This window comes from Streptomyces sp. NPDC043738, assembly GCF_056436545.1.
In genome coordinates, this window is sequence record NZ_JBWKCJ010000001.1 from 143,757 (window position 1) to 166,015 (window position 22,259).

23 protein-coding genes are annotated in these 22,259 nt (G+C 74.5%); 14 read left to right on the forward strand and 9 right to left on the reverse strand.

All coding sequences use genetic code 11. From position 1 onward, the window contains the following. Nucleotides 1-8 precede the first annotated feature (8 nt). The 3 genes from AC0680_RS00650 (at nt 9) to AC0680_RS00660 (ending at nt 4,949) form a co-directional block, all read left to right on the forward strand. The gene (locus AC0680_RS00650) at nt 9-2,036 is read left to right on the forward strand and encodes a prolyl oligopeptidase family serine peptidase (protein WP_478623594.1); all 2,028 of its coding nucleotides are present in this window, start codon (nt 9-11) and stop codon (nt 2,034-2,036) included. Continuing rightward, nucleotides 2,033-2,965, forward strand: coding sequence for a S66 peptidase family protein (locus AC0680_RS00655; RefSeq protein WP_478623596.1), 933 nt, complete (start codon nt 2,033-2,035; stop codon nt 2,963-2,965). Before AC0680_RS00650 ends, AC0680_RS00655 begins: the two co-directional genes overlap by 4 nt. Nucleotides 2,966-3,125: 160 nt before the next feature. Beyond that, nucleotides 3,126-4,949 carry a CocE/NonD family hydrolase gene (locus AC0680_RS00660; protein ID WP_478623597.1) on the forward strand — a complete coding sequence of 608 codons (1,824 nt, stop codon included), beginning with the start codon at nt 3,126-3,128 and terminating at the stop codon, nt 4,947-4,949. 11 nt (nt 4,950-4,960) lie between these two features. Here the strand turns inward: AC0680_RS00660 and AC0680_RS00665 are convergent, their stop codons facing one another. Continuing rightward, the gene (locus tag AC0680_RS00665) at nt 4,961-5,155 is read right to left on the reverse strand and encodes a ferredoxin (protein WP_384491206.1); all 195 of its coding nucleotides are present in this window, start codon (nt 5,153-5,155) and stop codon (nt 4,961-4,963) included. A 66-nt stretch (nt 5,156-5,221) separates the two neighbouring features. On the opposite strand from AC0680_RS00665, the gene AC0680_RS00670 reads away from it, so the two are divergent. Continuing rightward, nucleotides 5,222-5,422 carry a hypothetical protein gene (locus AC0680_RS00670; RefSeq protein WP_478623600.1) on the forward strand — a complete coding sequence of 67 codons (201 nt, stop codon included), beginning with the start codon at nt 5,222-5,224 and terminating at the stop codon, nt 5,420-5,422. 66 nt (nt 5,423-5,488) lie between these two features. Here AC0680_RS00670 and AC0680_RS00675 read toward each other — a convergent pair whose 3' ends face one another. Further along, nucleotides 5,489-6,094: a TetR/AcrR family transcriptional regulator gene (locus tag AC0680_RS00675; RefSeq protein ID WP_478623602.1), complete on the reverse strand. Its 606-nt coding sequence runs from the start codon at nt 6,092-6,094 to the stop codon at nt 5,489-5,491. A 45-nt stretch (nt 6,095-6,139) separates the two neighbouring features. Here AC0680_RS00675 and AC0680_RS00680 point away from each other — a divergent pair, with 45 nt between their 5' ends. The 3 genes from AC0680_RS00680 to AC0680_RS00690 are packed head-to-tail and all read left to right on the forward strand — an operon-like array spanning nt 6,140 to nt 8,062. Further along, nucleotides 6,140-7,057 carry a DUF2867 domain-containing protein gene (locus AC0680_RS00680; protein ID WP_478623604.1) on the forward strand — a complete coding sequence of 306 codons (918 nt, stop codon included), beginning with the start codon at nt 6,140-6,142 and terminating at the stop codon, nt 7,055-7,057. A gap of 23 nt (nt 7,058-7,080) precedes the next feature. Then, nucleotides 7,081-7,650, forward strand: coding sequence for a GNAT family N-acetyltransferase (locus AC0680_RS00685; protein ID WP_478623606.1), 570 nt, complete (start codon nt 7,081-7,083; stop codon nt 7,648-7,650). A gap of 13 nt (nt 7,651-7,663) precedes the next feature. Beyond that, nucleotides 7,664-8,062 (forward strand): glyoxalase superfamily protein, encoded by a 399-nt coding sequence (locus AC0680_RS00690; RefSeq protein ID WP_478623608.1) that lies wholly within the window; start codon nt 7,664-7,666, stop codon nt 8,060-8,062. On the opposite strand, the gene AC0680_RS00695 is transcribed toward AC0680_RS00690, so the two are convergent. Next, complete coding sequence (locus tag AC0680_RS00695; RefSeq protein ID WP_478623609.1) at nt 8,043-8,381, reverse strand: DUF6204 family protein; 339 nt, start codon at nt 8,379-8,381, stop codon at nt 8,043-8,045. The genes AC0680_RS00690 and AC0680_RS00695 overlap by 20 nt on opposite strands. A gap of 119 nt (nt 8,382-8,500) precedes the next feature. On the opposite strand from AC0680_RS00695, the gene AC0680_RS00700 reads away from it, so the two are divergent. Then, nucleotides 8,501-9,409: an arginase family protein gene (locus AC0680_RS00700; protein WP_478623611.1), complete on the forward strand. Its 909-nt coding sequence runs from the start codon at nt 8,501-8,503 to the stop codon at nt 9,407-9,409. A 108-nt stretch (nt 9,410-9,517) separates the two neighbouring features. After that, nucleotides 9,518-11,584 (forward strand): DUF5107 domain-containing protein, encoded by a 2,067-nt coding sequence (locus AC0680_RS00705; RefSeq protein ID WP_478623613.1) that lies wholly within the window; start codon nt 9,518-9,520, stop codon nt 11,582-11,584. A 17-nt stretch (nt 11,585-11,601) separates the two neighbouring features. Here AC0680_RS00705 and AC0680_RS00710 read toward each other — a convergent pair whose 3' ends face one another. Next, a complete protein-coding gene (locus tag AC0680_RS00710; protein WP_478623615.1) occupies nt 11,602-12,930 on the reverse strand; it encodes an aldehyde dehydrogenase family protein in 1,329 nt (442 codons plus the stop codon). 64 nt (nt 12,931-12,994) lie between these two features. On the opposite strand from AC0680_RS00710, the gene AC0680_RS00715 reads away from it, so the two are divergent. After that, nucleotides 12,995-13,651 carry a TetR/AcrR family transcriptional regulator gene (locus tag AC0680_RS00715; protein ID WP_478623617.1) on the forward strand — a complete coding sequence of 219 codons (657 nt, stop codon included), beginning with the start codon at nt 12,995-12,997 and terminating at the stop codon, nt 13,649-13,651. A 97-nt stretch (nt 13,652-13,748) separates the two neighbouring features. Further along, nucleotides 13,749-14,672 carry an NADP-dependent oxidoreductase gene (locus AC0680_RS00720; RefSeq protein WP_478623619.1) on the forward strand — a complete coding sequence of 308 codons (924 nt, stop codon included), beginning with the start codon at nt 13,749-13,751 and terminating at the stop codon, nt 14,670-14,672. A gap of 42 nt (nt 14,673-14,714) precedes the next feature. On the opposite strand, the gene AC0680_RS00725 is transcribed toward AC0680_RS00720, so the two are convergent. From AC0680_RS00725 to AC0680_RS00735, 3 genes are all read right to left on the reverse strand, one after another. Further along, a complete protein-coding gene (locus AC0680_RS00725; protein ID WP_478623621.1) occupies nt 14,715-15,083 on the reverse strand; it encodes a VOC family protein in 369 nt (122 codons plus the stop codon). A gap of 125 nt (nt 15,084-15,208) precedes the next feature. Continuing rightward, nucleotides 15,209-16,024 (reverse strand): class I SAM-dependent methyltransferase, encoded by an 816-nt coding sequence (locus AC0680_RS00730; RefSeq protein ID WP_478623623.1) that lies wholly within the window; start codon nt 16,022-16,024, stop codon nt 15,209-15,211. A 77-nt stretch (nt 16,025-16,101) separates the two neighbouring features. Then, entirely contained in the window at nt 16,102-17,616 is a 1,515-nt protein-coding gene (locus tag AC0680_RS00735; protein ID WP_478623624.1) for a phosphatase PAP2 family protein, read from the reverse strand. A 48-nt stretch (nt 17,617-17,664) separates the two neighbouring features. Here AC0680_RS00735 and AC0680_RS00740 point away from each other — a divergent pair, with 48 nt between their 5' ends. From AC0680_RS00740 to AC0680_RS00750, 3 genes are all read left to right on the forward strand, one after another. Beyond that, a complete protein-coding gene (locus AC0680_RS00740; RefSeq protein ID WP_478623626.1) occupies nt 17,665-18,108 on the forward strand; it encodes a GNAT family N-acetyltransferase in 444 nt (147 codons plus the stop codon). Nucleotides 18,109-18,223: 115 nt separating this feature from the next. Continuing rightward, nucleotides 18,224-19,426, forward strand: coding sequence for an aminotransferase class I/II-fold pyridoxal phosphate-dependent enzyme (locus tag AC0680_RS00745; protein WP_478623628.1), 1,203 nt, complete (start codon nt 18,224-18,226; stop codon nt 19,424-19,426). An 80-nt stretch (nt 19,427-19,506) separates the two neighbouring features. Continuing rightward, complete coding sequence (locus AC0680_RS00750) at nt 19,507-20,736, forward strand: MBL fold metallo-hydrolase (RefSeq protein ID WP_478623630.1); 1,230 nt, start codon at nt 19,507-19,509, stop codon at nt 20,734-20,736. A gap of 24 nt (nt 20,737-20,760) precedes the next feature. Here the strand turns inward: AC0680_RS00750 and AC0680_RS00755 are convergent, their stop codons facing one another. Together AC0680_RS00755 and AC0680_RS00760 are read right to left on the reverse strand one after the other, a co-directional pair. Then, nucleotides 20,761-21,447 (reverse strand): DedA family protein, encoded by a 687-nt coding sequence (locus tag AC0680_RS00755; protein WP_478623632.1) that lies wholly within the window; start codon nt 21,445-21,447, stop codon nt 20,761-20,763. After that, entirely contained in the window at nt 21,444-22,220 is a 777-nt protein-coding gene (locus AC0680_RS00760; RefSeq protein WP_478623634.1) for an MBL fold metallo-hydrolase, read from the reverse strand. The genes AC0680_RS00755 and AC0680_RS00760 overlap by 4 nt, the downstream gene beginning before the upstream one ends. Nucleotides 22,221-22,259 lie beyond the last annotated feature (39 nt).

Sequence of the window (22,259 nt, forward strand, 5' to 3'; positions counted from 1 at the left end):
ACTGCTGCATGGTGACCACCGCTCCCTACGGCACCTGGGCATCCCCGATGGATGCCCGCACGGTCGCCGCACACGACGGCCGGCCGGCCTTCGTCGGTGTGGTCGGCGACGAGGTGTGGTGGACCGAGCCGCGGCCCGACGAGGGCGGTCGGCGGGAGCTGGTCCGCCGGCTGCCGGACGGCACCCGACGGCCGGTGCTGCCGGCGCCCTGGAACGTCCGCAGCCGGGTGCTGGAGTACGGCGGCCAGCCCTGGGCCGGCACCGTCACCGACCGCGGCCCGCTGGTCGTCTTCAGCGACTTCGCCGACCAGCGGCTGTACGCCTACGAGACGGACGGCGGCGCCGCGCCGCGCCCGCTCACCCCGCTCTCCGGCGTCGGTGACGGGCTGCGCTGGGTCGACCCGGTGCTGCGTCCGGAGCTCGGCGAGGTGTGGTGCGTCCTGGAGGAGTTCACCGGCGACCGGCCGACGGATGTCCGCCGGGTGATCGCGGCCGTGCCGCTCGACGGCTCGGCGGCCGAGGACCGCGACGCGGTACGGGAGTTGAGCGACGACCGGCATCGGTTCGTCACCGGTCCGCGGATCTCCCCGGACGGGCGCCGGGCCGCCTGGATCGCCTGGGACCACCCCCGGATGCCCTGGGACGGCACCGTGGTGATGGTCGCCGGGATCACCGGCGGGGGCACGTTCGAGGACATCCGGCCGCTCGTCGGCGATCTGGGCACCGACGCCCGGGGCGACGCGGAGAGCGGTGAGTCCGTCGCGCAGATCGAGTGGGCCGCCGACGGCTCGCTGCTGTTCGTCTCGGACCTCAGCGGCTGGTGGGAACTGCAGCGCATCGACCCCGACCCGGCCGGCGACGGCGTGGTCGCGAGCCGCGCGCTGTGCCCAGCCCGGGAGGAGGAGTTCGGCGGCCCGCTGTGGAACGTCGGCCAGCGCTGGTTCCTGCCCCTGGACAACGGCACCCTCGCGGTCGTCCACGGCCGTGGCGCGACCGCCCTGGGCATCCTCGACCCCGTGAGCGGCGACCTGGTCGACGCGGCCGGTCCCTGGACGGAGTGGGCGCCCTCCCTCGCCGTGCACGGCAGCCGCGTCATCGGCATCGCGGCCGGCCCGCACCGCGGTTACGAGATCGTCGAGCTGGACACCTGCACCGGACGGGCCCGGGCGATCGCCTGCCGGCATGTCGACGTGCTGGACCCCGCCTACTACCCGCGACCGCACAGCCGCACCTTCACCGGGCCCGACGGGCGGGACGTCCACGCCCACATCCATCCGCCGCACAGCCCCGACCACACCGCCCCCGAGGGCGAGCTGCCGCCCTTCGTGGTCTGGGCGCACGGCGGCCCCACCGGCCGTGCCCCGCTGGTGCTCGACCTGGAGATCGCCTACTTCACCTCCCGGGGCATCGGCGTCGCCGAGGTCAACTACGGCGGTTCGACGGGCTACGGCCGCGCCTACCGCGAGCGGCTGCGCGGCCAGTGGGGCGTGGTGGACGTCGAGGACTGCGCGGCCGTCGCCCGGGCCCTGGCCGACGAGGGCACCGCCGACCCCGCCCGGCTGGCGATCCGCGGCGGCAGCGCCGGCGGCTGGACCACCGCCGCCTCGCTGACCACCACCGACCTCTACGCCTGCGGCACCATCAGCTATCCGATCCTGGACCTCACCGGCTGGGCCGACGGCGAGACCCATGACTTCGAGTCGCAGTATCTGGAGTCGCTGGTCGGCCCGCTCGCCGAGGTGCCCGAGCGCTACCGCGAGCGCTCGCCGCTGCACCGCGCGGACCGGATCGCCGCACCGTTCCTGCTGCTCCAGGGCCTGGACGACGTGATCTGCCCACCCGTCCAGTGCGAACGCTTCCTCGCCGCGGTCGCCGGGCGCGGCATACCGCACGCGTATCTGGCGTTCCCCGGCGAGGGCCACGGCTTCCGCCGCGCGGACACCATCGTCCGCGCCGTGGAGGCCGAACTCTCCCTCTACGCCCAGGCCTTCGGCTTCACCCGCGGCGACATCCCGGCGCTGGAGCTGCGCGGATGACGGCGGCAGCGCTGCGCCGGCCCCCGCGGCTGCGGGCCGGCGACCGGGTGGCGGTGGTCGCGCCCAGCGGCCCCATCGTGGCCGACCGGCTGGACCGCGGGCTGGACGTGCTGCGCGGCTGGGACCTCGATCCGGTCGCCGCGCCCCATGTCCTGGGCACGCACGGCACGCTGGGATACCTCGCGGGCGGTGACGAGGACCGCGCCCGCGACCTCCAGGCCGCCTGGTGCGATCCCGCCGTCAAGGCGGTGTTCGCGGCCCGCGGTGGCTACGGCGCACAGCGGATGGTCGACCTGCTGGACTGGTCCGCCCTCCGGGCCGCGGCCCCCAAACCGCTGATCGGCTTCAGCGATGTGACGGTGCTGCACGAGGCCTTCGCGGTCCGCGCCGGCGTCTCGACGCTGCACGGCCCGGCCGTCGCCGGCGAGGTCTTCCTCAAGGACGAGGCCACCCGCGAGCAGCTGCGGCGCACGCTCTTCGCGCCGGAGACCGTCCGCACGCTGACCTCGGCCACGGCCCGGCCGCTGGTGCCGGGCCGGGCCCGCGGGGTCACCGTCGGAGGCTGCCTGGCCATGCTCGCCAGTGAGCTGGGCACCCGTCAGGCCAGGCGCGGCGCCGGGGGCGGCCTGCTGTTGCTGGAGGACGTGGGCGAGCCGCCGTACCGGATCGACCGCGCGCTCACCCAACTCCTGCGGGCCGGCTGGCTGGACGGCGTCGCCGGGGTCGTGCTCGGCTCCTGGGCGCGCTGCGGCCCCTACGAGCGGGTCCGGGAGGTGCTGGGGGACCGGCTGGGCGGGCTCGGCGTGCCGGTGGCCGAGGAGTTCGGCTTCGGCCACGGGGAGTCCGCCCTGACCGTCCCGCTGGGGGTCGCCGCGGAGCTGGACGCGACGGCCGGCACGCTGCGCTTCACGGGGCCGGCGCTGGTCTGACGCGGCGGCCGCCGGACTCCCCGTCCGCCCGTCGGACGCCTGCGAACTGATGTCCTTTCAGAAACGCCGACCACAAGCGTTGACTCGACAGTTACTCGTGTCACAACATGAGCGCGCCGTTACCGACTGGTTGGTACGACGTGTCCTTGTGGAGGTCCTGGTGCCCAGCGAGTCCCGAGCACTCTCCCGCTCCCTGCTCCGCACATCCCTCGCCCTGCTGGCCGGCACCGCCCTCGCTGCGCCGCTCTCCGCCCCCGCGGCCGCGGTCGTCGCCGCGGACCCGTACACCGTCACCCAGCTGAAGGTCACGGTCCGGGCCGGCGACCGCCGCTGCACCCTGGACACCGACGTCTACCGCCCGGCCGGGGTCGACGCCGCACACCCCGCGCCGGCCGTGCTGACCACCAACGGCTTCGGCGGCAGCAAGGCGGACGGCGCGACCGACGCCATCGCCAGGGCCTTCGCCTCGCGCGGCTACGTGGCGCTGGCCTACTCCGGCCTCGGCTTCGGCAAGACCGGCTGCCCGATCTCGCTGGACGACCCGCGGGTCGACGGCCGGACGGCGAGCCGGCTGCTCGACATGCTGGCCGGCACCCGCAAGGCCGACGACGGGACCCGCGTCGACTACGTCACCAAGGACGGCGACAGCGATCCGCGGGTCGGCATGATCGGCGCGTCCTACGGCGGGGCGATCCAGATGGCCACCGCCGCCGTCGACCACCGCGTCGACGCCCTGGTCCCGCTCATCACCTGGAACGACCTCTCCTACTCCCTCGCCCCCAACCACGCCGGCCGCACCGAGGGCGTCAGCGGGCCGCTGCCCGGCGCCTACAAGTGGCAGTGGACCAACGCGTTCTTCCTCCTGGGGGAGTCGCAGGGGCTCCTCCACCCGAATCTGGACGTGTCGCGGACCGGTGGCGCGGGGTGTCTGCACTTCGTCGAGCGGGCCTGTGCCACCAAGCGGCTGCTGGACTCGGGGTCGTACCCGGCCGAGCAGACCCAGGCCATGCTCGGCTACGCGCGCAGCGTCTCCCCGGTCTCGTACCTGAAGTCGGTCACGGCACCGACGCTGCTGGTCCAGGGGCAGGCGGACACCCTGTTCAACCTCAACGAGGCCACCGCCACCTACCGCACCCTGGCCGCACAGGGCACCCCGGCCAAGATGATCTGGCAGTCGTGGGGCCACAGCGGCGGGATGCGCAAGCCGGCGGCGGGCGAACTGGACCTGGCCCAGGGCAACATGCGCAGCAGCTACGTAGGGCGGCGGATCCTCGCCTGGTTCGACCGCTATCTGCACCACCACAAGAAGACCGACACCGGCCCGGCCTTCGCCTACTACCGGGACTGGGTGACCGACGGGCCCGCCTACGCCACCTCGTCGACCGTCCCGGCGGGCGACGGCCAGCGGCTGTACCTCTCCGGGGACGGCACGCTCGTCGACGACCGCGCCAAGGTGGTGCCCGGCAGCCGTACGTACCGCAATCTGCCGATGGCCACCAGCCATTCGGAGAGCTCGCTGTCCAGCATGCTGGGGCTGCCGGACCCGCCGCCGTCCGACGCCGCGGGCACCCATCTGGCCTGGACTTCCCAGCCGGTGGTGGGCCGTCCGGTGGACGTGGTGGGCGCGCCCAGGGTGACGCTCAAGGTGGACTCACCGGCAGCCGAGCGGGCCCAGGAATCCCCGGACGCGGCCGACCGGCTGGTGCTCTTCGCCAAGCTCTACGACATCGCGCCGGACGGCACGAAGACCCTGGTGCACCGGTTGGTGGCCCCGGCGCGGGTGTCCGATGTGACCCGGAGCTTCTCCGTCGAGCTGCCGGGGATCGTGCACCGCTACGAGCCGGGGCACCGGCTCGGCTTCGTCATCGCCGCGAGCGACGACGCCTATGCGGGCAATCGGGGGGTGAAGCCGGTGACCGTCACCAGCACGCCCGAGGACACCGGCGTCCTCGAACTCCCCGTCACCCGAGGGGCACTGCGATAGCGGACGGTGGCTCAGTCGTCCGTGATCGTGATGGCCTGCACGGGGCAGGCACGGGCGCCCTCGCGCGCCAGCGGGTCGCCCGCGCCGTCCTCACGGCCGGGCTGCACCGTGCCGTATCCGCCGTCGTCCTGGGTGAACACCTCCGGCGCGGTCAGAGCGCACTGACCGGAGCCGATACAGACCTCGCTGTCGATGGTGATCCGCATTCCTGACCCCTTTCCTTCCGTCTCCCGACCTGGCTGTTACCAGGTCAGCGGCAGTTCGATCAGGCCTTGCACAGTATCGTCACCGGACTTGTGGAGGACCTCGTCGGCCGGTACGGCGAGTCGCAGAGCCGGGATCCTGGTGAACAGGGCGCGCAGCGAGATCCCCGGCTCCGCGCGGGCCAGGTTCCGGCCCGGGCACTGGTGGCTGCCGAAGCCGGAGGCGAGGTGGTGGCGGGCCGAACGGTGCAGGTCCAGCCGGTCGGGTGACGCACAGACGGATGCGTCGCGGTTGATCAGGGGGACGGTCGGCGAGATCCCGTCGCCCGGTGGCGGTCAAGCCGGGCGCACCAGGGTGTCGATCACGCCGTCCAGGTAGCGGTCGCGTGCGGCGCCGGCCGGCAGGGACTGCGGGACCGCGTGCCCCAGTTGGGTGTGCCCCAGGTAGGCGGTGTAGGCCATCAGGCCGCGGCGCCGTGCCTCGTCCTTCGAAAAGCCCAGCTCCGTGAAGAGCGAGGCGAGATAGCCGATGCGCCGCTCGGTCACCCGGGCGAGCGCGGCGGCCACCCGCGGCTGCGCGGCGGTCGCCAGCAGGGAGACCTCCAGGGGGTCCTCGGCGGCCGAGTCCGTGGCGCGGTGCAGCAGCCGGCGCAGCCGCTCGACGGGGTCGGGCTCGGCCTCGACCTCGCTGATCACGGCCTCCGTGCCGAGCTCCTCCCAGCGCTGCAGCGCGGCCTCGACCAGTGCGTCCCGGTTGGCGAAGTGCCAGTAGAAGCTGCCCTTCGTGGTGCCCAGCCGGGCGGCCAGCGGCTCCACCGCCACCGCCGCGAGTCCGCCCTCGCCGATGGCCGCCAGGGCGGCATCGGCCCAGTCCCGGGCGGTCAGCCGCCGCCGTGCGCCGCTGCCGCCGGTCTCCTTCGCTCGCTGTCGCACCATGTCCATACGGTACCGTATGGAAAAACATACGCCACCGTATGGAGGTGTCCCGTGCGTACCGTCCGAGACGTCCATGTCCGCACCGTCGCCGCCCCGGCCGCATCCGTCGGCGCCCTGCTCGACCGGATCGGCAGCGACCGCGACCCGCTCTTCCCGACGCCCGTGTGGCCGGCGCTGCGCTTGGACCGCCCGCTGGGCGTCGGCGCCGACGGCGGGCACGGCCGGATCCGCTACCGCGTCGGCGCCTACGAGCCCGGCCGCCGGATCCGCTTCGACTTCACCGACGGAGCGGGCGGCCGGCACGAGATCGGCGTGCGGCCCCTGGGGCCCGACAGCTGCCGGGTGGAACACGTCCTGGAGGACCGGCTCCCCTTCGGGCGGCTGCTGTTGTGGAGCACGGCGATCCGCCCGGTGCACGCCACCATGGTCGAGGAGGTCTTCGACAACATCGAACGGGCCGCCACCGGCCGCCTCGCCGCACCGGTCCGCCGCTCACCGCGCGTCCGGCTGCTCCACCGCCTGCTGTGGGCCCGGCCCCGGGCCGTCGCGCTGCCCGCCGCCGCCCGACTGGCCCACCAGGCCTTCCCGCGCACCGACTTCCAGGATGCCTGGCAGATGGAGCTGCTGCCCGGCATGCCGCACGAGCCGGCGGCCTGGCGGGGCGTGCTGCGGGGCGCGTCCTTCCCCGAAGTCGGGCGCGCCGACTTCGGGGACCCCGCGGCGGCCGGGGGCGAGATACTGCTCGGCGAGGACGCCCGGCACCTGGACTTCCGCGCCTCGATCCTGGTCGCCGACGGCCGGGTCACGCTCGGCACGGTCGTCCGGGTCCACAACACCGCGGGCCGGCTCTACTTCGCCGTCGTCCGCCGCATCCACCCCTTCATGGCCCGGACGATGCTGCGCCGCACCCACCGCCGGCTGGCGCTCACCGCACCGAGCGCCGCGGAACGGGACGCGGCGCACGGCTGACATCGGGCGCGTACGATCTGCCGATGACGATCAGCGACCCTTACCTGGCACGGGGCCCGCGGGTGGGCATCCGGCACTTCACCGCCGCCGACCGGGAAGAGTTCACCGCCGCCGCACGCCAAAGCGCCGGGATACACCACCCGTGGCTCTTCCCGCCGGCCACCGACGCCGCCTACGACGCCTATCTGCAAAGGCTCCAGGAGCCGTCCCGCGAGGGCCTGTTGGTCTGCGAGCTCGCCGGCGGACGGATCGCGGGCTACGTCACGATCAACAACATCGTGCACGGCGCGTTCCGTTGCGGCGCGCTCGGCTACGGCGCCTTCGCCCACGCGGCGGGTCGCGGACTGATGGGCGAGGGCCTGCGGCTCGTGCTCCACCACGCCTTCGGGCAACTGGGCCTGCACCGGCTGGAGGTCAACGTCCAGCCCGCCAACGAACGGTCGATCGCCCTGGTCAAACGGGCCGGCTTCCGCCTGGAGGGCTTCTCCCCGGACTTCTTGTTCATCGACGGCGCCTGGCGTGACCACGAGCGCTGGGCGATCACCGCCGAGATGCTGCCCGACGCCGAGCAGGCACCCGGCGAGCAGATGTGATTGCCTGTCCGGCATGGACATCGTCTTCCGCCGCACCGTGCCGGTCTTCCGGATCTTCGACGTGGCCAAGGCCCACGAGTTCTACGTCGACTACCTCGGCTGCAGCGTCGACTGGGAGCACCGCTTCGAGCCGGGCATGCCGCTGTACACGCAGGTCTCCCGTGGTGGCCTGGTGCTGCACCTGTCCGAGCACCACGGTGACGCGACGCCCGGTTCGACCGTCTACACCGAGCTGAGCGGCGTACGCGCGCTGCACGCCGAGCTGGCCGGCAAGGACTATCCGTATCTGCGCCCCGGACTGGAGCACGACGAGATCGGCACCTGCCTGACCCTGACCGACCCCTTCGGCAACCGGCTGCGATTCAACGAGCCGGGTCCGGACGACGCCGGTGCTACCGGCCCTTGCGATTGATCTTCATGGTGTCCATGTCGGTGGCCGTGGACCGCAGTTCGCGAAAGCCCAGGCCGGCGGCGCGCAGCGCGGTCTCGGCCCGGTCCTCGGCGAGTGCGGCCGCCATCTCCTCGCCGTCCGCCGCGTCGGAGACGACGACGTAGCGGTAGGTGAAGGAGGTCAGCGTGGCGTCGTAGGCCAGCGAGCCCTCGGGGGTGAACCGCAGCTGCGCGAGACCGTGGTCGGCCGCCTCCGAGAGCAGCTTCGCCCGGGCCCCGTCCGTCAGACCGTCCCACCTGCCGCGGACGATCACTCGGTAGGTGTGCTGGGTGCTGCTCATCGGTGTCCTCTTCCGTCCGCCTGTGCGGCTGTTGGTGACCGGGTCGGACCGACAGGGTATTTCGGCTGATCTTCCGGGAGCGCTCCATTTTCCCGGGGCCCCTGTGTGACGATTTCCGCATGCGCCGCACCGTAGTGATCGATGCCCCCTCCAACCTGGGACTGCGCCCGCCCGCGCCCGGTACCGTGCCCGGCTGCCACAAGCTCGCCGGCGCGCTGCGCGAACAGGGACTGCTGCGCCGGCTCGGGGCGCTGGAGGGCGGTGTGGTGGTGCCGCCGCGCTACGACCTGGGGGACTGGCGGGAGGGCGAGGACGGGGACTTCAACGCCGCCGCCATCGCCGCGTACACCGTCAAGCTGGCGGCGCGGGTCGAGGGGCACGTACGCGGTGGGGACTTCCCGGTGGTGCTCGGCGGTGACTGCAGCATCCTGCTCGGGGCGGTGCTCGCGCTGCGGCGGCTGGGGCGGTACGGCGTGGCCTATCTGGACGGGCACGGCGACTTCCGGCATCCGGGGAACGTGGCGCTGTGCGGACCGCTGGGGGCCGCGGCCGGGGAGGGCGTCGCGCAGATCACCGGGCGGGGGCAGGCGGATCTCACGGACATCGACGGGCTGCGGCCGTATGTGCGGGACGAGGACGTGAGCCTGCTGGGCATCAGGGACGCGGACGAGGACCAGGAGGAACTGGCGGGGCTGGGCATCAGCCACACCCCGGTCGGCGAGATCCGGCGGCGCGGCGCACAAGCGGTGGCGCGGGAGGCGCTCGCCCACCTCCAGAAGCCGCCGCTGGACGGCTTCTGGATCCATCTCGACGCCGATGTCCTCGACCCGTCCGTCATGCCCGCCGTCGACAGTCCCGATCCGGGTGGCCTGCTGACCGGCGAACTCGCCGAACTGCTGGGCCCGTTGGCCGCGTCGCCGCGCTGCGTCGGCATCAACGTCACCATCTACGACCCGGACCGCGACCCCGAGGGGACCGGCGCCGCCCTGCTCACCGGCCTCCTTGAGGGTGTCTTTGCGCAACCCTGACCTCCGCCGGCCGCAAGAAGGCCTGTTCAGACCGGCGATCGCGCGGTTCCATGGGCAATCGGAGGCCGCCGCAGCCGAGGCGGCCCGGTCCAGCATTGCGAGGCAGCCGTGGCCACGACTGTGCGACGCACCACCCTGACCCTCCCCGCCGCCCCCCTCGGTCCGGACAACCCCCTTCCGGCGCTCGGTGGCGGCCAGGACCCGCACCGCGTCGAGATCCCCCGGGACGCCCGGCTGCCCGCCGACATGGCCCGTCAGATCGGCTGTCGGCCGCTGCGCTCGATCCTGCCGACCGCCATGCGCGACGGATACGGCCGTACCCGCCGCAGCACCGACCTCGACGCGCTGGTCGTCGAGAACGACCGGCTGCGCGCCACCGTCCTGCCCGGCCTCGGCGGGCGGGTGTACTCCCTGCACCACAAGCCCACCGACCGCGAACTGCTCTACCGCAACCCGGTGTTGCAGCCCGCCGCCTTCGCGCTCAACGGCGCCTGGTTCTCCGGCGGTATCGAATGGAACATCGGCGCCACCGGCCACACCACCCTCTCCTGCGCCCCGCTGCACGCCGCCCGCGTCCCGGCGCCGGACGGCGGGGAGATGCTGCGCCTGTGGGAGTGGGAGCGGCTGCGCGATCTGCCCTTCCAAGTGGACCTGTGGCTCCCGGAGGGCTCCGACTTCCTGTACGTGGGCGTGCGGATCCGCAATCCGCACCACCACACCGTCCCGGTCTACTGGTGGTCCAACATCGCGGTCCCCGAGGCGGCCGGCAGCCGGGTACTGGCGCCCGCCGACGAGGCCTGGCACTTCGGCTACGAGCGGGTGCTGCGCCGGGTGCCGGTCCCCGACTCCGGCGGCGTGGACCGGACCTACCCGCTGCGCAGCGAGTTTCCGGCGGACTACTTCTACGAGGTGCCCGACGGCGCCCGCCGCTGGGTCACCGCGCTCGGCGAGGACGGCCGCGGGCTGGTGCAGACCTCCACGGACGCGCTGCGCGGCCGCAAGCTCTTCCTGTGGGGTGCCGGGCGGGCCGGGCGCCGCTGGCAGCGGTGGCTCACCGAGCCGGGTACCGGCGGCTACGCGGAGATCCAGGCCGGGCTGGCCCGCACCCAGCTGGAGCATCTGCTGCTCGACGGGGGCGGGGAGTTCACCTGGCTGGAGGCCTACGGGCCGCTGGCCGCCGATCCCTCGGCGGTGCACGGCGCCGACTGGGCGGCGGCCCGCGGCGAGGTCGCCGCCCGACTGGAGAAGGCCCTGCCGCGCGCCGACGTCGACGCCGCCCACGCCGCCTGGCTTCCGTACGCGGACCGGGACCCCAAGGAGCCGCTGGCCACCGGGTCGGGCTGGGGCGCGCTGGAGGTCGCCCGGGCCGGCCTCGACCTGCCCGGCACGCCGTTCGACGCGGCCACCCTCGGCCCGGAGCAGGAGCCGTGGCTGACGCTGCTGCGGACCGGTGACCTGCCGGCCGCCGGGCCGGCGCCCGGACCGGTGCTGACCGCACCGGCCTGGCGCGATCTGCTGGAGTCCGCACCGCCGGGCCCGGCCACCGACTACCACCTGGGCCTCGCCCAGTGGCAGGCCGGCGACCGTGCCCAGGCCGTCCGCAGCTGGGAGCGCGCGACCGGGTGCGGCGGTGGTGCGCTGCCGATGTACTGCCTGGCCGTCGCGGAGCTGGCGGCGGGCGAGCCGGCCCGTGCGGCCGACCGGTTCGCGCAGGCCTGCGCCGTGGCGGCACAGGCGGCCGCGGCGAACGGCCCCCGGGCGCGCGCCTGGCGTGCGGTACGCACCGCGCTCGCCCGGGAGGCGGTGCCGGCGCTGCTCGCGGCCGGCCGCACCGAGGAGGCCGCCCGGCTGCTGTCCGGGCTGCCGCCGGCCGAACTGGCCGACGGCCGCTTCCGGTTGCTGACCGCACGGGTGGCGCTCGCCCAGGGACGGCCGGCCGCGGCCCGCGCGGTCTTCGACGCCGGCTTCGAGATCGCCGGTCTGCGGGAGGGCGACGAGACGCTGAGCGACACCTGGTACGCCGTCGCCGAGCAGCTGGTCGCGGCCGGCGGGCCGGTCACCGAGGAGGTCCGCGCCACGGCCCGGTCCGTACATCCGCTCCCGGAGCGGTACGAGTACCGGATGCGGCCGGTGCCGGCACCGGGTGGGGCCGAGCCGGATCCCGCCGGGGGCTGATCGCCGGGCCCCTGCCGTCACCCCAGCGGCTTGTCCAGCACCGCCTTGGTGTGGCTGAAGGTGTCGAGCGAGTACTCGCCGTGGTAGCTGCCCATGCCGCTCTCGCCGACCCCGCCGAACGGCAGGCCGGGCGCGGTGAGATGGGCGACCGGCAGGCCGAAGGTGAGCGCGCCCGAGGAGGTCTCGGTCAGCAGCCGGTGCTTGGTGTCGTCGGAGTCGGTGAACGCGTACAGGGCCAGCGGCTTGTCGCGGTCGTTGATGAAGGCGATCGCCGCGTCCAGGTCGGGCACCGCCACGATCGGCAGGACCGGGCCGAAGATCTCCTCCCGCATGACGGGGGAGTCGGGGGAGACCTCGGCGAGGACGGTGGGCGCCAGATAGCGGGTGGTGCGGTCGTGCGTGCCGCCGACCACCGTGCGGCCGCTGTCGAGCAGCGCGGTCAGCCGGTCGAAGTGGCGTTCGTTGACGATCCGCCCGTACTCGGGCGCGGCGGCCGGATCGGTCCCGTACGCCTCGCGTACGGCCTCGGCGAGGTGCGGCTCGACGGCCCGGGCGGTCTCGCCGATCGCCAGGACGTAGTCGGGGGCGACGCAGGTCTGGCCGGCGTTGAGGAACTTGCCGGCCACCAGCCGCCGGGCGGCCGCGGCCAGGTCCGTGCCGGCGTCCAGGACGACTGGGCTCTTGCCGCCCAGCTCCAGCGTGACGGGCGTCAGATGCCGGGCGGCGGCGGCCATCACGATCCGGCCGACGGCTCCGTTGCCGGTGTAGAAGATGTGGTCGAAGCGCTGGGCCAGCAGGGCGGTGGTCTCCGGGACCGCCCCCTCGACGACGGTGACCGCCTCGGGGTCCAGATAGCGCGGCAGCAGCCGGGCGATCGCGGCGGAGGTCGCGGGGGCGAGTTCGCTGGGCTTGACGACGGCGCAGTTGCCCGCGGCCAGCGCGCCGACGAGCGGGGCGAGCGCCAGCTGCAGCGGGTAGTTCCAGGGGGCGATCACCAGGACGACGCCGAGCGGCTCGCGGACGACCCGGGCGGTCGCCGGGAGCAGCCGCTCGGGCAGTTCCGCCGGGCGCGGCGCCAGCCAGTCGTCGAGCCGGCCGAGGGTGTGGTCGATCTCGTTGAGGGTGAAGCCGATCTCGGTGCGGTAGGCCTCCTCGGGGCCCTTGCCGAGGTCGGTGGCGAGCGCGGCGAGGAGGTCGTCGCGGTGGTCGGTGAGCAGCGTGCGCAGCGCCGTCAGCTGTCCGCGCCGCCAGTCCGGGGAGGCGGTGCGGCGGGTGGCGAAGGTGGCGCGGAGCCGCTCGACGACGGCGGCGGCGTCCAGGTCGGGGGTGGAGGCGTGGGATGTCATGGCGCCGAGGCTACACGAAACGAAAATTTTTCGTTTCGCAATTGGAGGTCGGTAGACTCCCGGTGTGGGCGAACGTACCGAGAGCAACCAGACCGCAGCCGGGCCGACGCGCGGCCGGGGGCGCCCGCGGGACGCCGAACGCGACCGGGCCCTGCTGGAGGCCACCGTCCAGGTCCTCCAGGAGAGCGGCTACGGCGGGCTGACCACGGCGGCGGTCGCCAAGCGGGCCGGCGTCTCCACCGCGACCCTCTACCGCCGCTGGCGCTCCAAGGAGGACCTGGTCGTGGGCACCGCCGTCCGCTGGGTGAGCGACCTCGGACCGCAGCCGGACACCGGCGCCCTCGAAGGCGACCTGGCGGCGCTGCTGCGGGACAAGGCCGAGACGCTGGAGGGTCCCGGCGGCCGGCTGCTGCACGTCCTGATCGGCGAGTCCGCGCACAACGAGGCGCTGGCCCGGGTGCTGGACACCGCGATCATCCAGCCGGTCCGCGACCGGGCCGCCACCGTGGTGCGCCGCGCGGTCGCCCGAGGGGACATCCCGCCGTTGGAGGACGCCCATGTGCTCGCCGATCTGGTGGTGGGCTCGATGGTCAGCCGCCTGTTCCTGACGCCCGACGCGGCGCACCGCCCGGCCGCGGACGGCCCCTCCTCCGGCGAGGCCGCGATCCGCGAGCTGCTGCCGTTCCTGCTGCGCTCGCTGGGGGCGCAGCCGGGCCGATGAGGGCCGCTCCGACGGCTCGGTGCCACCTCGTACGCCGATCCAGTGATCGTCGGCACCCGCCGGAATGTTCCCCGGCCGTCCCGCGTTGGGGCGGACCATGAAGGCAATCAGCACCAACAGCTACGGCGGCCCCGAAGTCCTCGTCCACTCCGACCTGCCCGACCCGAAGGTGGCTCCGGACTCGGTCCTGATCCGGGTCAGGGCGGCCGGGGTCAACCCCGTGGACTGGAAGATCGTCGCCGGCTATCTGGACCCGATCATGAACAGCCACTTCCCGCTCGTCCCCGGCTGGGACGTGGCGGGCGTCGTCGAGGCGGTCGGCGCCGACGCGACCGAGTACAAGGTCGGTGACGAGGTCATCGGCTATGTCCGCAAGGACGAGGTCCAGCACGGCACGTTCGCCGAGCTGGTCGCCGCGCCGGTGCGCACCCTGGCGCCCAAGCCCGCCGCGCTCGGCTGGCAGCAGGCCGCCGGGCTGCCGCTCGCCGGACTGACGGCCTATCAGTCGATCAAGCGGGTCGGCACGAAGGCCGGCGAGACCGCCCTGGTGCATGCGGCCGCCGGCGGCGTCGGGTCGCTCGCCGTGCAGATCCTGGTCGCCCAGGGCACCCGCGTCATCGGCACGGCGAGCGAGGCCAATCACGACTTCCTGCGGTCCCTGGGCGCCGAGCCGGTCACCTACGGCGACGGACTCGTCGACCGGGTGCGGGCGCTGGCACCCGAAGGCGTCGATGTGGCCCTGGACTTCGTCGGCGGCGGCGCCGTGGACGTCTCGCAGGAGCTGCTCAAGGACCGCGGCCGGGTGGTGTCCGTCGCCGACGGCGAGGTCACGGCGAAGGGCGGCCACATGGTGTGGGTGCGCCCGAACGCCGACGACCTGGCCGCGCTCGGCGCGCTCGCGGACTCCGGGAAGCTGACCGTTCCCATCGACGCGGTCTTCCCGCTGTCCGAGGCCGCCGAGGCGTTCCGGCGGAGCATGGCCGGCCGGTCCCGCGGCAAGATCGTCCTTGAGGTGTCCTGACGGCCGGTCGGCGACGACGGGCCGGGACGGTGCGGAGGCCGCTCAGGCCTCCGCACCCTGCTCTCCGTCCTTGCGGTCGACGTACTCGAAGATCGAACCGTCCGGGTGGCGGGCCACGAGATTACGGCCGATGGGGGTCGGCAGCGGGCCGGCGATGATGTCCGCGCCGACCGCCGTCAGATCGGCCAGGGCCTCGTCCACGTCCTTGACGGCGAGGGTCGCGGTGATCTTCCGCAGTACCGACAACTCCGCCTCCGGCCCGCTCATCAGGAAGAAGCACCCGACGGCCGCGACCGCCACCCCGCCGCGCTGGAAGCGGATCGCCTCGGCGCCGGTCAGCCGCTCGTAGACGCCGATCGCGGCATTGAGATCACCGACGCACACCCGCAATGAGGTCCCCAGAATGTCCATACGGGCAACCCTAGTTGGGCGGCCCGCCGGTACGCGATCACTTGGGCCGCATCCATCCGATCTTCGCCGCGGACCCCGGCATGACCCGTCGGACGGAGCCCAAGAGCCGGGTGGCGCAAGTCCGTTCAGACGCGGCACAGGATCTCGCCGTGCAGGACGGCGAACCAGCCGTCCTCCTCGGCGCCCCAGGCCCGCCAGGCCGCCGCGATCCGCCGCAGTTCCTCCTCGGTGGCGTGTCCGCCCTCCACCGCGATCCGCGCGTACCCGGATCCGACCGTGCGGTCCGCCCACAACTCGCTCCACCAGGACCGCTCGTCCGGTGTCCGGTAGCACCAGGTGCCGGCGGTGGCGGTGACGGCGTCCGGCGCGAAACCCGCCTGCCGGGCCCAGGCGTGCAGCCGGCGTCCGGCGTCCGGCTCGCCCCCGTTGGCGCGGGCCACCCGCAGGTACAGCCGCTGCCAGTCGGCCATCCCCGCGACCTCGGGGTACCACGTCATGGCCGAGTAGTCCGCGTCGCGGACGGCGACGATCCCGCCGGGCCTGGTGACCCGGCGCATCTCGCGCAGCGCCTGGACGGGGTCGCCCACGTGCTGTAGGACCTGATGGGCGTGCACCACACAGAAGGTGTCATCGGGGTAGTCCAGTGCGTGGACGTCACCGACCTCGAAGCGGACGTTCCCCAGGCCGCGCCCGGCGGCGGTGTCGCGCGCCTGCGCCAGCACCTCAGGCGCCCGCTCCAGCCCGGTGACCCGCCCCTGCGGCACCAGCGCCGCCAGATCGGCGGTGATGGTGCCCGGACCGCAGCCGACGTCCAGGACCTGCATATGCGGCTTCAGGGAACTCAGCAGGTATCCGGCCGAGTTGGCGGCAGTGCGCCAGGTGTGGGAGCGCAGTACGGACTCGTGGTGGCCGTGGGTGTAGACGGCGGACTCCTGCGGCATGACCGACTCTCCTTCGCGTGCTCCGGCGGGTGTCTTCACCGTACGCGCGTATCTCGCATCATGAGAGTGGCGTCTCGCTATTCGGGCAGCGAAGGGTGGGTGGCGGTCGGCCGGTCGGGCAGCAGCCGATAGACCGTCAGCGCCTCGCGCTCCTTCTCCAGCGTCAACTCCCCTTCCCCGGAAGCAACTTCGCCGTCGAACGCGACGGTCGCGCCCTGCGGCAGCCCGGAGAGCCGCAGCCGCGTCAACCGCGCCTCGCCGAGCACCGGCGTGCTGCGCGGGGAGCCGGTCAGGGCGGCGACGAGCAGCCGGGTGCGGGCCAGCCGGCCGCCGTGCACCACCCGCACGTCGAGCACCCCGTCCGCCAGGTCGTGCCGGCGCACCGGCGACACCCCCAGCCCCCGGTACTGGCAGTTGCCCGCGAACACCATCCACACGGCGCGCCGCTCACCGTTGATCCGCAGGGTCAGCGGCTCGGCGGTGCGCAGCACCTCCCACGCCGCGAGGACCCCGGCCGGCCAGGCCCCGATCCGGCCGGCCCACCGCTCCCGGATCCGCACCAGCTCCGGATACACGCCGACCGAGAAGGTGTTGAGGAAGTACCGCGTCTCCCGATGCGGACCGCCCCCGAACCGCGCCAGATCCACCGCGACGGCCTCCCCGCTCTCCACGGCGTGCGCCGCCGCCGCATACGTCTCGATCCCCAGGTCGTACGCGAAGTGGTTCAGGCTCCCGCCGGGCAGCACAGCCAGCGGCAGCCCGTACCGCACCGCCACCGCCGCCGCGGCGTTGACGCTGCCGTCCCCGCCGAGCACCCCCAGCGCGCCGCCGAGCTCCCGGGCCCGCTCCGCGGCCCGGGTGAGCGCCTCGTCCAGCGGCAGGCCGCCCGGCCCGCCGCACACCGTCACCTCGGCGTCCGGCAACACCCCGTGCACCTCACCGACCCGGTCCGGGCGGGGGCCGGTGCGCTGCCCCGAGCCCTGGTTCGCCACCACGACCAGGCCGCGCCCGCCGGGCAGCGCGGGCGCCTCCGCCCGCGGCCGGGCGGGCGGCGCCAACTGGGCGCGGGTCGGCGCGATGCCCCGCACCGCGAACGCCGCACCCGCCCCCAGCGCGGCCCCCGCCAGCACATCACCCGGATAGTGCACGCCCGTATAGACGCGGGAGAACGCCACCGACACGGCGAGCGGCGCCAGCGCCAGACCCCACCACTTGTTCTCGAACGCGACGCCGGACGCGAAGGCCACCGCCGAGGCCGCGTGCCCGGACGGGAAGGAGGAGGTGAAGGGCTGACGGGTCAGCTGCCGTATCACCGGCACCGGGTCCAGCAGCGGGCGCCGGCGCCGTACGGAGCGCTTGCCGAGCGTGTTCACCGTCGCCGACGCCACGGCCAGCGAGGCCACACCGCGCAGCGCGGCACGGCGGGCCGGCCGCCCGCCCAGCGCGGCCGCACCGGCCGCGATGCCGAACCACAGCAATCCGTGGTTGGCGCTGCGGGTCAGCCGGGGCAGCACCTGCTGGGCCCCCGGCCACTCGCGGGCCGCGATGAGAGCGAAGGTCCGACGGTCGAGACGGGTCAGTAGTGATCGCATGGGCCTCCTTGTACCCCGTGGGGTGTGAAACCGTGCTTCGATTCCCCGATGATCCGGAGACGACACGAAACCGACCTCGAGGCCTGTGTGGACGTTCTGGCCCAGGTGCACACCCACAGCGGCTATCCGCACCACTGGCCGCAGGACCCGGTGCGCTGGCTGACCCCCGACGGACTGACCGCGGCCTGGGTCGCCGAGACGGCCGGCCGGGTCGTCGGCCATGTGGCGCTGTGCGGCCGCGAGGTCAGCCGGCTCTGCGTCGCCCCCGCGGCCCGGGGCGCGGGCCTGGGCGGCCGCCTGCTGCGGGCCGTCGAGGAGGAGGCGGCCGCCCGCGGGCTGCGCCCCGTACTGGAGGTGAAGACCACCGACACCGCGGCCATCGCCCTCTACGAGCGCCTGGGCTGGGTCCGCCGCGCCACCGAGCGGCAGGAGTGGGGCGCGGGCGAGGTGGTGGCGGTGCACCGCTATGAGAGGGCGCGCTCGGGCCATTAGGCCGCCGCTGACGTGTCGTCCCCGGGCGCCACCCCAAGGATCTGCAAAGGTGGTCGGGGCCGCCCATCATGTGATGGGCCCACGATCGACCCGCCGTCGTGGAGTGGAGGTACGGATGCAGCGGACCGCCCCGGATCCGCGGCCGGAACCGCCGGTGGGCCTGCCGGTCCTCCCGGACCTCGCCGCACACCTCTCCGCGGCCGCCGACCGCACCGAACCCGAACCCCCGGGCGGTGCCGCCCCCCTGCGCACCGCCGCCTGCGGCTACTGGGCCCGCCGCGGCCTGGTCACCGACCCCGCTCAGGTGCTCGCCGCACCCGGGTTGGCCGCCCTGCTGCTCGCGCTGTACGCGGCGGCCGACGGCGGGGTGGTGCTGCCGCGCCCCTGCTCAGAGGTGTACGCGCCACCCGCCAGGCTGCTCGGGCGGCAGGTGCACCTGGCGCCCGTACCGGCGGAGTCGGGCGGGGTGCCCGACCCGTTCGCGCTGCTGGAGACCGTCCGACGGGCCCGGATGCACGGGGACACCCCACGCGTCCTGGTCCTGTCCGTCGCCGACGACCCGACCGGCACCTGCCCGGCCCCCGAACAGCTGCACGAGGTCTGCGAGGCGGCGGCCGGGGAGGGGATGTGGGTCCTCAGCGACGAGAGCCGCCGCGATCTGCTGCACGATCCGCACGACACCGTGCTGCTCAGCCCCGCCGAGATACTGCCCGACGAGGTCGTGGTGCTGACCGACCTGGGCGCCACGCTCGTGCCCGCCTCCTGGCCCGCCGCGCTGGCCCGCTTCCCGGCCACCGACCCCGGCGCCGTCCTGCGGGCCGCCGCGCTGGACGCGCTCACCGCGCTCGGTACGCCGCTGCCGGGCCCCGTCGGCTGCGTCGTCGCCCACGCACTGGGCGAGCCCGACGCCCTGCGCGCCAGAACGGCCGCGACCGCCCGGGTCTACGGCACGCTCGCCGCGGCCCTGCACCACGTCGTCACCGAGGCCGGTGCGGTCTGCCGCCCGCCCCGCTCCGGCAGCCACCTCTACGCCGACCTCGAACCGCTGCGCCGCCCCCTGGCCGCCCGAGGCATCGTCGAATCCACCGCGCTGGAGCGGAGGCTGGCTCCCTGGGCGGCGCTGGGCGGGTACCGCTTCGGCGACGACCCGGGCGCCCTGCGGGTACGGCTGGGCGCCGAGGCGCTGCTGGGCGCCGAACGGGAGCTGCGGCAACGCGTCCTGGACGCGCCGGATCCGCTGGACCTGCCGCACATCACCGAGGCGCTGACCGCGCTGTCGCGCGCACTGGCCGCCCTCACGGCATCCGCGGCGGGCTGATCCGCCCGCCCGCGAACGCCGCCCACGCCCCCGAACCGCCCCGCACCCACCATCGTTCCGTCCACCGAAAGGGCCCCTCGATGACCGAGCAGACCGAGCGCTCCCTCGCCGAGCAGTCCTCCGGCACCGAGCGACTCCCGCACGCCCAGCCCGGCAGCGCCGACCGGGGCGGCGATGCCGGCGCAGGAACCGGTACGGATCAGGGCGAGGGCGCGGCGGGCGGGGGAGCGGACCGCAGCCGGAGCCCGGCCGCCGCGGGTCCCGCCACCGCCGACGAGGGTCCCGCCGCCGTCGCCGCGCCGGCCCTGCCGCACGCCACCCCGCCCCCGCTGGCCGAACCCCGCCCGCTGAACGCACCACGCAGCTGGCCACGGGACTTCACCGACCGGCTGACCGCACCCCTGCCCGGAGTGCGGGCACTGGCCAGGATCGCCCGGGAGGGCAAGCTGCGCCCGCCCCCCGAGACGCTCCTGGAGATCCAGCAACTCCCCTTCGAACCAGGCCCGATGCCGGCCGCCACCGCCACCACCATCGCCCTCACCTGGGCCGGGCACGCCAGTTGGGTCATCCGGATCGCCGGTCTGACGGTGCTGACCGACCCGGTCTGGTCCCGCAAGATCCTCGGCACCCCCGCCCGGGTCACCCCCGTGGGCGTCCGCTGGGAGGACCTGCCACCGGTCGACGCCGTCCTGATCAGCCACAACCACTACGACCACCTCGACGCGCCGACCCTCAAGCGGCTGCCGCGCCACACCCCGCTGCTGCTCCCCGCCGGACTCGCCCGCTGGGCCCGCCGGCGGGGCTTCACCCACGTCACCGACCTGGACTGGTGGGAGGCGGTCGAACTGCCCGCCCCCGGCGGCCCCGTACGCCTCGACTTCGTCCCCGCCCACCACTGGAGCAAGCGGACCCTGACCGACACCTGCCGCTCCCTGTGGGGCGGCTGGCTGCTCACCGCCCCCGACGGGCGGCGGATCCACTTCGCGGGGGACACCGGCTACGGCCACTGGTTCGAGGAGATCGGCCGCCGCTACCCCGGCATCGACCTGGCGCTGCTGCCCATCGGCGCCTACGACCCGCGCTGGATGCTGCGCCCGGTGCACACCGACCCCGAAGAGGCGGTACGCGCCTGCCAGGACCTCGGCGCCCGGTCCCTGGTCCCGATGCACTGGTCGACCTTCCTGCTCTCCGGCGAGCCGCCCCTGGAGCCGCTGCACCGGGTGCGCGCCGCCTGGGCCGCCACCGGCCGGCCCCGCGAGGAACTGTGGGATCTGCCGGTCGGCGCGTCACGGGTGCTGGCCGAGCGCTGACGGAAGGTACGGGCCGGGTTCCGGCTAGCCGTCCCCGCCCCCGTTTCCGTCCCCGTCCCCGGCCGGTCTGACGCGCCGCCAGACGGCCGGCACGGCGGCGATGGCCATCGTCACCACGATCGCCATGGCCACACCCGCCCACGGCTTGCTGAACAGTGAACCGCTCAGCAGCCCGATGAGCTGGTACGTCGCCGCCCAGGCCAGACACGCCGGAGCGGCACCCCGGACGAACCGCCGCAGCGGCATCGCCGCGAGCAGACACGCCAGCATGACCGGGATCCGTCCGGCCGGCACCAGCCGGGACAGCACCAGCACCAGGACCCCGTGCTCGCGCAGTTTGCGCCGGGCCACCTCCAGCCGTTCCGGCGCGGCGCGGGCGCGCAGCCGCGACAGCCAGCGCGAGCCGCCCCGCGAGTGACTGCCGCGCGACCCGAGGCAGTACAGCAGCACATCGCCGAGGAACGCGGCGCACGACGCCACCGCGAAGACCATCAGCAGGGAGAACGGCGAGGCGTGGTGGAAGGCGACCACCGCCGCCGAGCTGACCACCGCCCCGGTCGGCACCACCGGCACCAGCGCCCCCAGCATCACCAGCAGGAACAACGAGGGGTAGCCCACCGCCTGCTGCGTCGACTCCGGCGGCACGCTCCGCAGCAGCCCACCGGCCGGTGTCAGCGCGACCAGCCCCGTCAGCGCCGCCGGCGCGCTCATCGCACCGCCTCCGGGCGCACCGACTCCCCGTGCCCCAGCCGATGGACCGTCACCTGCGGCGCCATCAGTTGCATGTGGCGCTCGAACTCCAGGCCCGGCGCATGGAATTCATGCGGCCGCACGGCGTCCAGCCCGATCGGCCAGTACGTGCCGTAGTGCACCGGGACCGCGCAGCTCGGCGCCAGCCGGGCCGCCGCCTGCGCCGCCCGCCGCGCGTCCAGATGGCCCGGTCCGAGGAACGGCCCCCAGCCGCCCACCGGCAGCAGCGCCACATCGCACGGGCCGACCTCCTCCGCCAGTTCCTCGAACAGGCCGGTGTCGCCCGCGAAATACGTGCGCGCCTGGCCGTGCACGACATAGCCCAGCGCCGGCACCCGGCGCGGCCCGCAGGGCAGCCGCCGTCCGTCATGCGCCGCCCGCACCGCCCGTACCGTCACCGCACCGGCCCGGCACTCCTCGCCCGCCCGCAGCTCGACGACCCGCAGCCTGCGGGCCGCGGCCACCCTGCGCAGCCCCGGCACCGCCGCCATCGCCCCGCGCGGCACCACCAGCGAGGTCCCCGGCGCGAGCCGGGCCAGCGACGCCGGGTGGAGGTGGTCGGCGTGCAGATGCGAGACCAGGACGAGATCGGCCCGCGCGGCCTCCGGCGGCGGCAGCGCGCCCCGGCGGCGCCGCAGATGAGCCAGCCGGCGCACGAAGAGCGGGTCGGTCAGCACCCGCACCCCGGAGTCCTCGACCGTCGTGGTGGCGTGCCCCCACCAGGTGACCTCCATCCCTCGATCTTCCACCATCCGGCCGGGAACGACGGGCGT

What these genes read in the sequence shown, in the direction of transcription:
- AC0680_RS00650 (WP_478623594.1), top strand. Translation starts at nt 9, where the DNA reads ATGGTGACCACCGCTCCCTACGGCACCTGGGCATCCCCGATGGATGCC.
- AC0680_RS00655 (WP_478623596.1), top strand. Translation starts at nt 2,033, where the DNA reads ATGACGGCGGCAGCGCTGCGCCGGCCCCCGCGGCTGCGGGCCGGCGAC.
- AC0680_RS00665 (WP_384491206.1), bottom strand. Translation starts at nt 5,155, where the DNA reads ATGCGGATCACCATCGACAGCGAGGTCTGTATCGGCTCCGGTCAGTGC.
- AC0680_RS00675 (WP_478623602.1), bottom strand. Translation starts at nt 6,094, where the DNA reads ATGGACATGGTGCGACAGCGAGCGAAGGAGACCGGCGGCAGCGGCGCA.
- AC0680_RS00685 (WP_478623606.1), top strand. Translation starts at nt 7,081, where the DNA reads ATGACGATCAGCGACCCTTACCTGGCACGGGGCCCGCGGGTGGGCATC.
- AC0680_RS00690 (WP_478623608.1), top strand. Translation starts at nt 7,664, where the DNA reads ATGGACATCGTCTTCCGCCGCACCGTGCCGGTCTTCCGGATCTTCGAC.
- AC0680_RS00695 (WP_478623609.1), bottom strand. Translation starts at nt 8,381, where the DNA reads ATGAGCAGCACCCAGCACACCTACCGAGTGATCGTCCGCGGCAGGTGG.
- AC0680_RS00700 (WP_478623611.1), top strand. Translation starts at nt 8,501, where the DNA reads ATGCGCCGCACCGTAGTGATCGATGCCCCCTCCAACCTGGGACTGCGC.
- AC0680_RS00710 (WP_478623615.1), bottom strand. Translation starts at nt 12,930, where the DNA reads ATGACATCCCACGCCTCCACCCCCGACCTGGACGCCGCCGCCGTCGTC.
- AC0680_RS00720 (WP_478623619.1), top strand. Translation starts at nt 13,749, where the DNA reads ATGAAGGCAATCAGCACCAACAGCTACGGCGGCCCCGAAGTCCTCGTC.
- AC0680_RS00725 (WP_478623621.1), bottom strand. Translation starts at nt 15,083, where the DNA reads ATGGACATTCTGGGGACCTCATTGCGGGTGTGCGTCGGTGATCTCAAT.
- AC0680_RS00730 (WP_478623623.1), bottom strand. Translation starts at nt 16,024, where the DNA reads ATGCCGCAGGAGTCCGCCGTCTACACCCACGGCCACCACGAGTCCGTA.
- AC0680_RS00735 (WP_478623624.1), bottom strand. Translation starts at nt 17,616, where the DNA reads ATGCGATCACTACTGACCCGTCTCGACCGTCGGACCTTCGCTCTCATC.
- AC0680_RS00740 (WP_478623626.1), top strand. Translation starts at nt 17,665, where the DNA reads ATGATCCGGAGACGACACGAAACCGACCTCGAGGCCTGTGTGGACGTT.
- AC0680_RS00745 (WP_478623628.1), top strand. Translation starts at nt 18,224, where the DNA reads ATGCAGCGGACCGCCCCGGATCCGCGGCCGGAACCGCCGGTGGGCCTG.
- AC0680_RS00750 (WP_478623630.1), top strand. Translation starts at nt 19,507, where the DNA reads ATGACCGAGCAGACCGAGCGCTCCCTCGCCGAGCAGTCCTCCGGCACC.
- AC0680_RS00755 (WP_478623632.1), bottom strand. Translation starts at nt 21,447, where the DNA reads ATGAGCGCGCCGGCGGCGCTGACGGGGCTGGTCGCGCTGACACCGGCC.
- AC0680_RS00760 (WP_478623634.1), bottom strand. Translation starts at nt 22,220, where the DNA reads ATGGAGGTCACCTGGTGGGGGCACGCCACCACGACGGTCGAGGACTCC.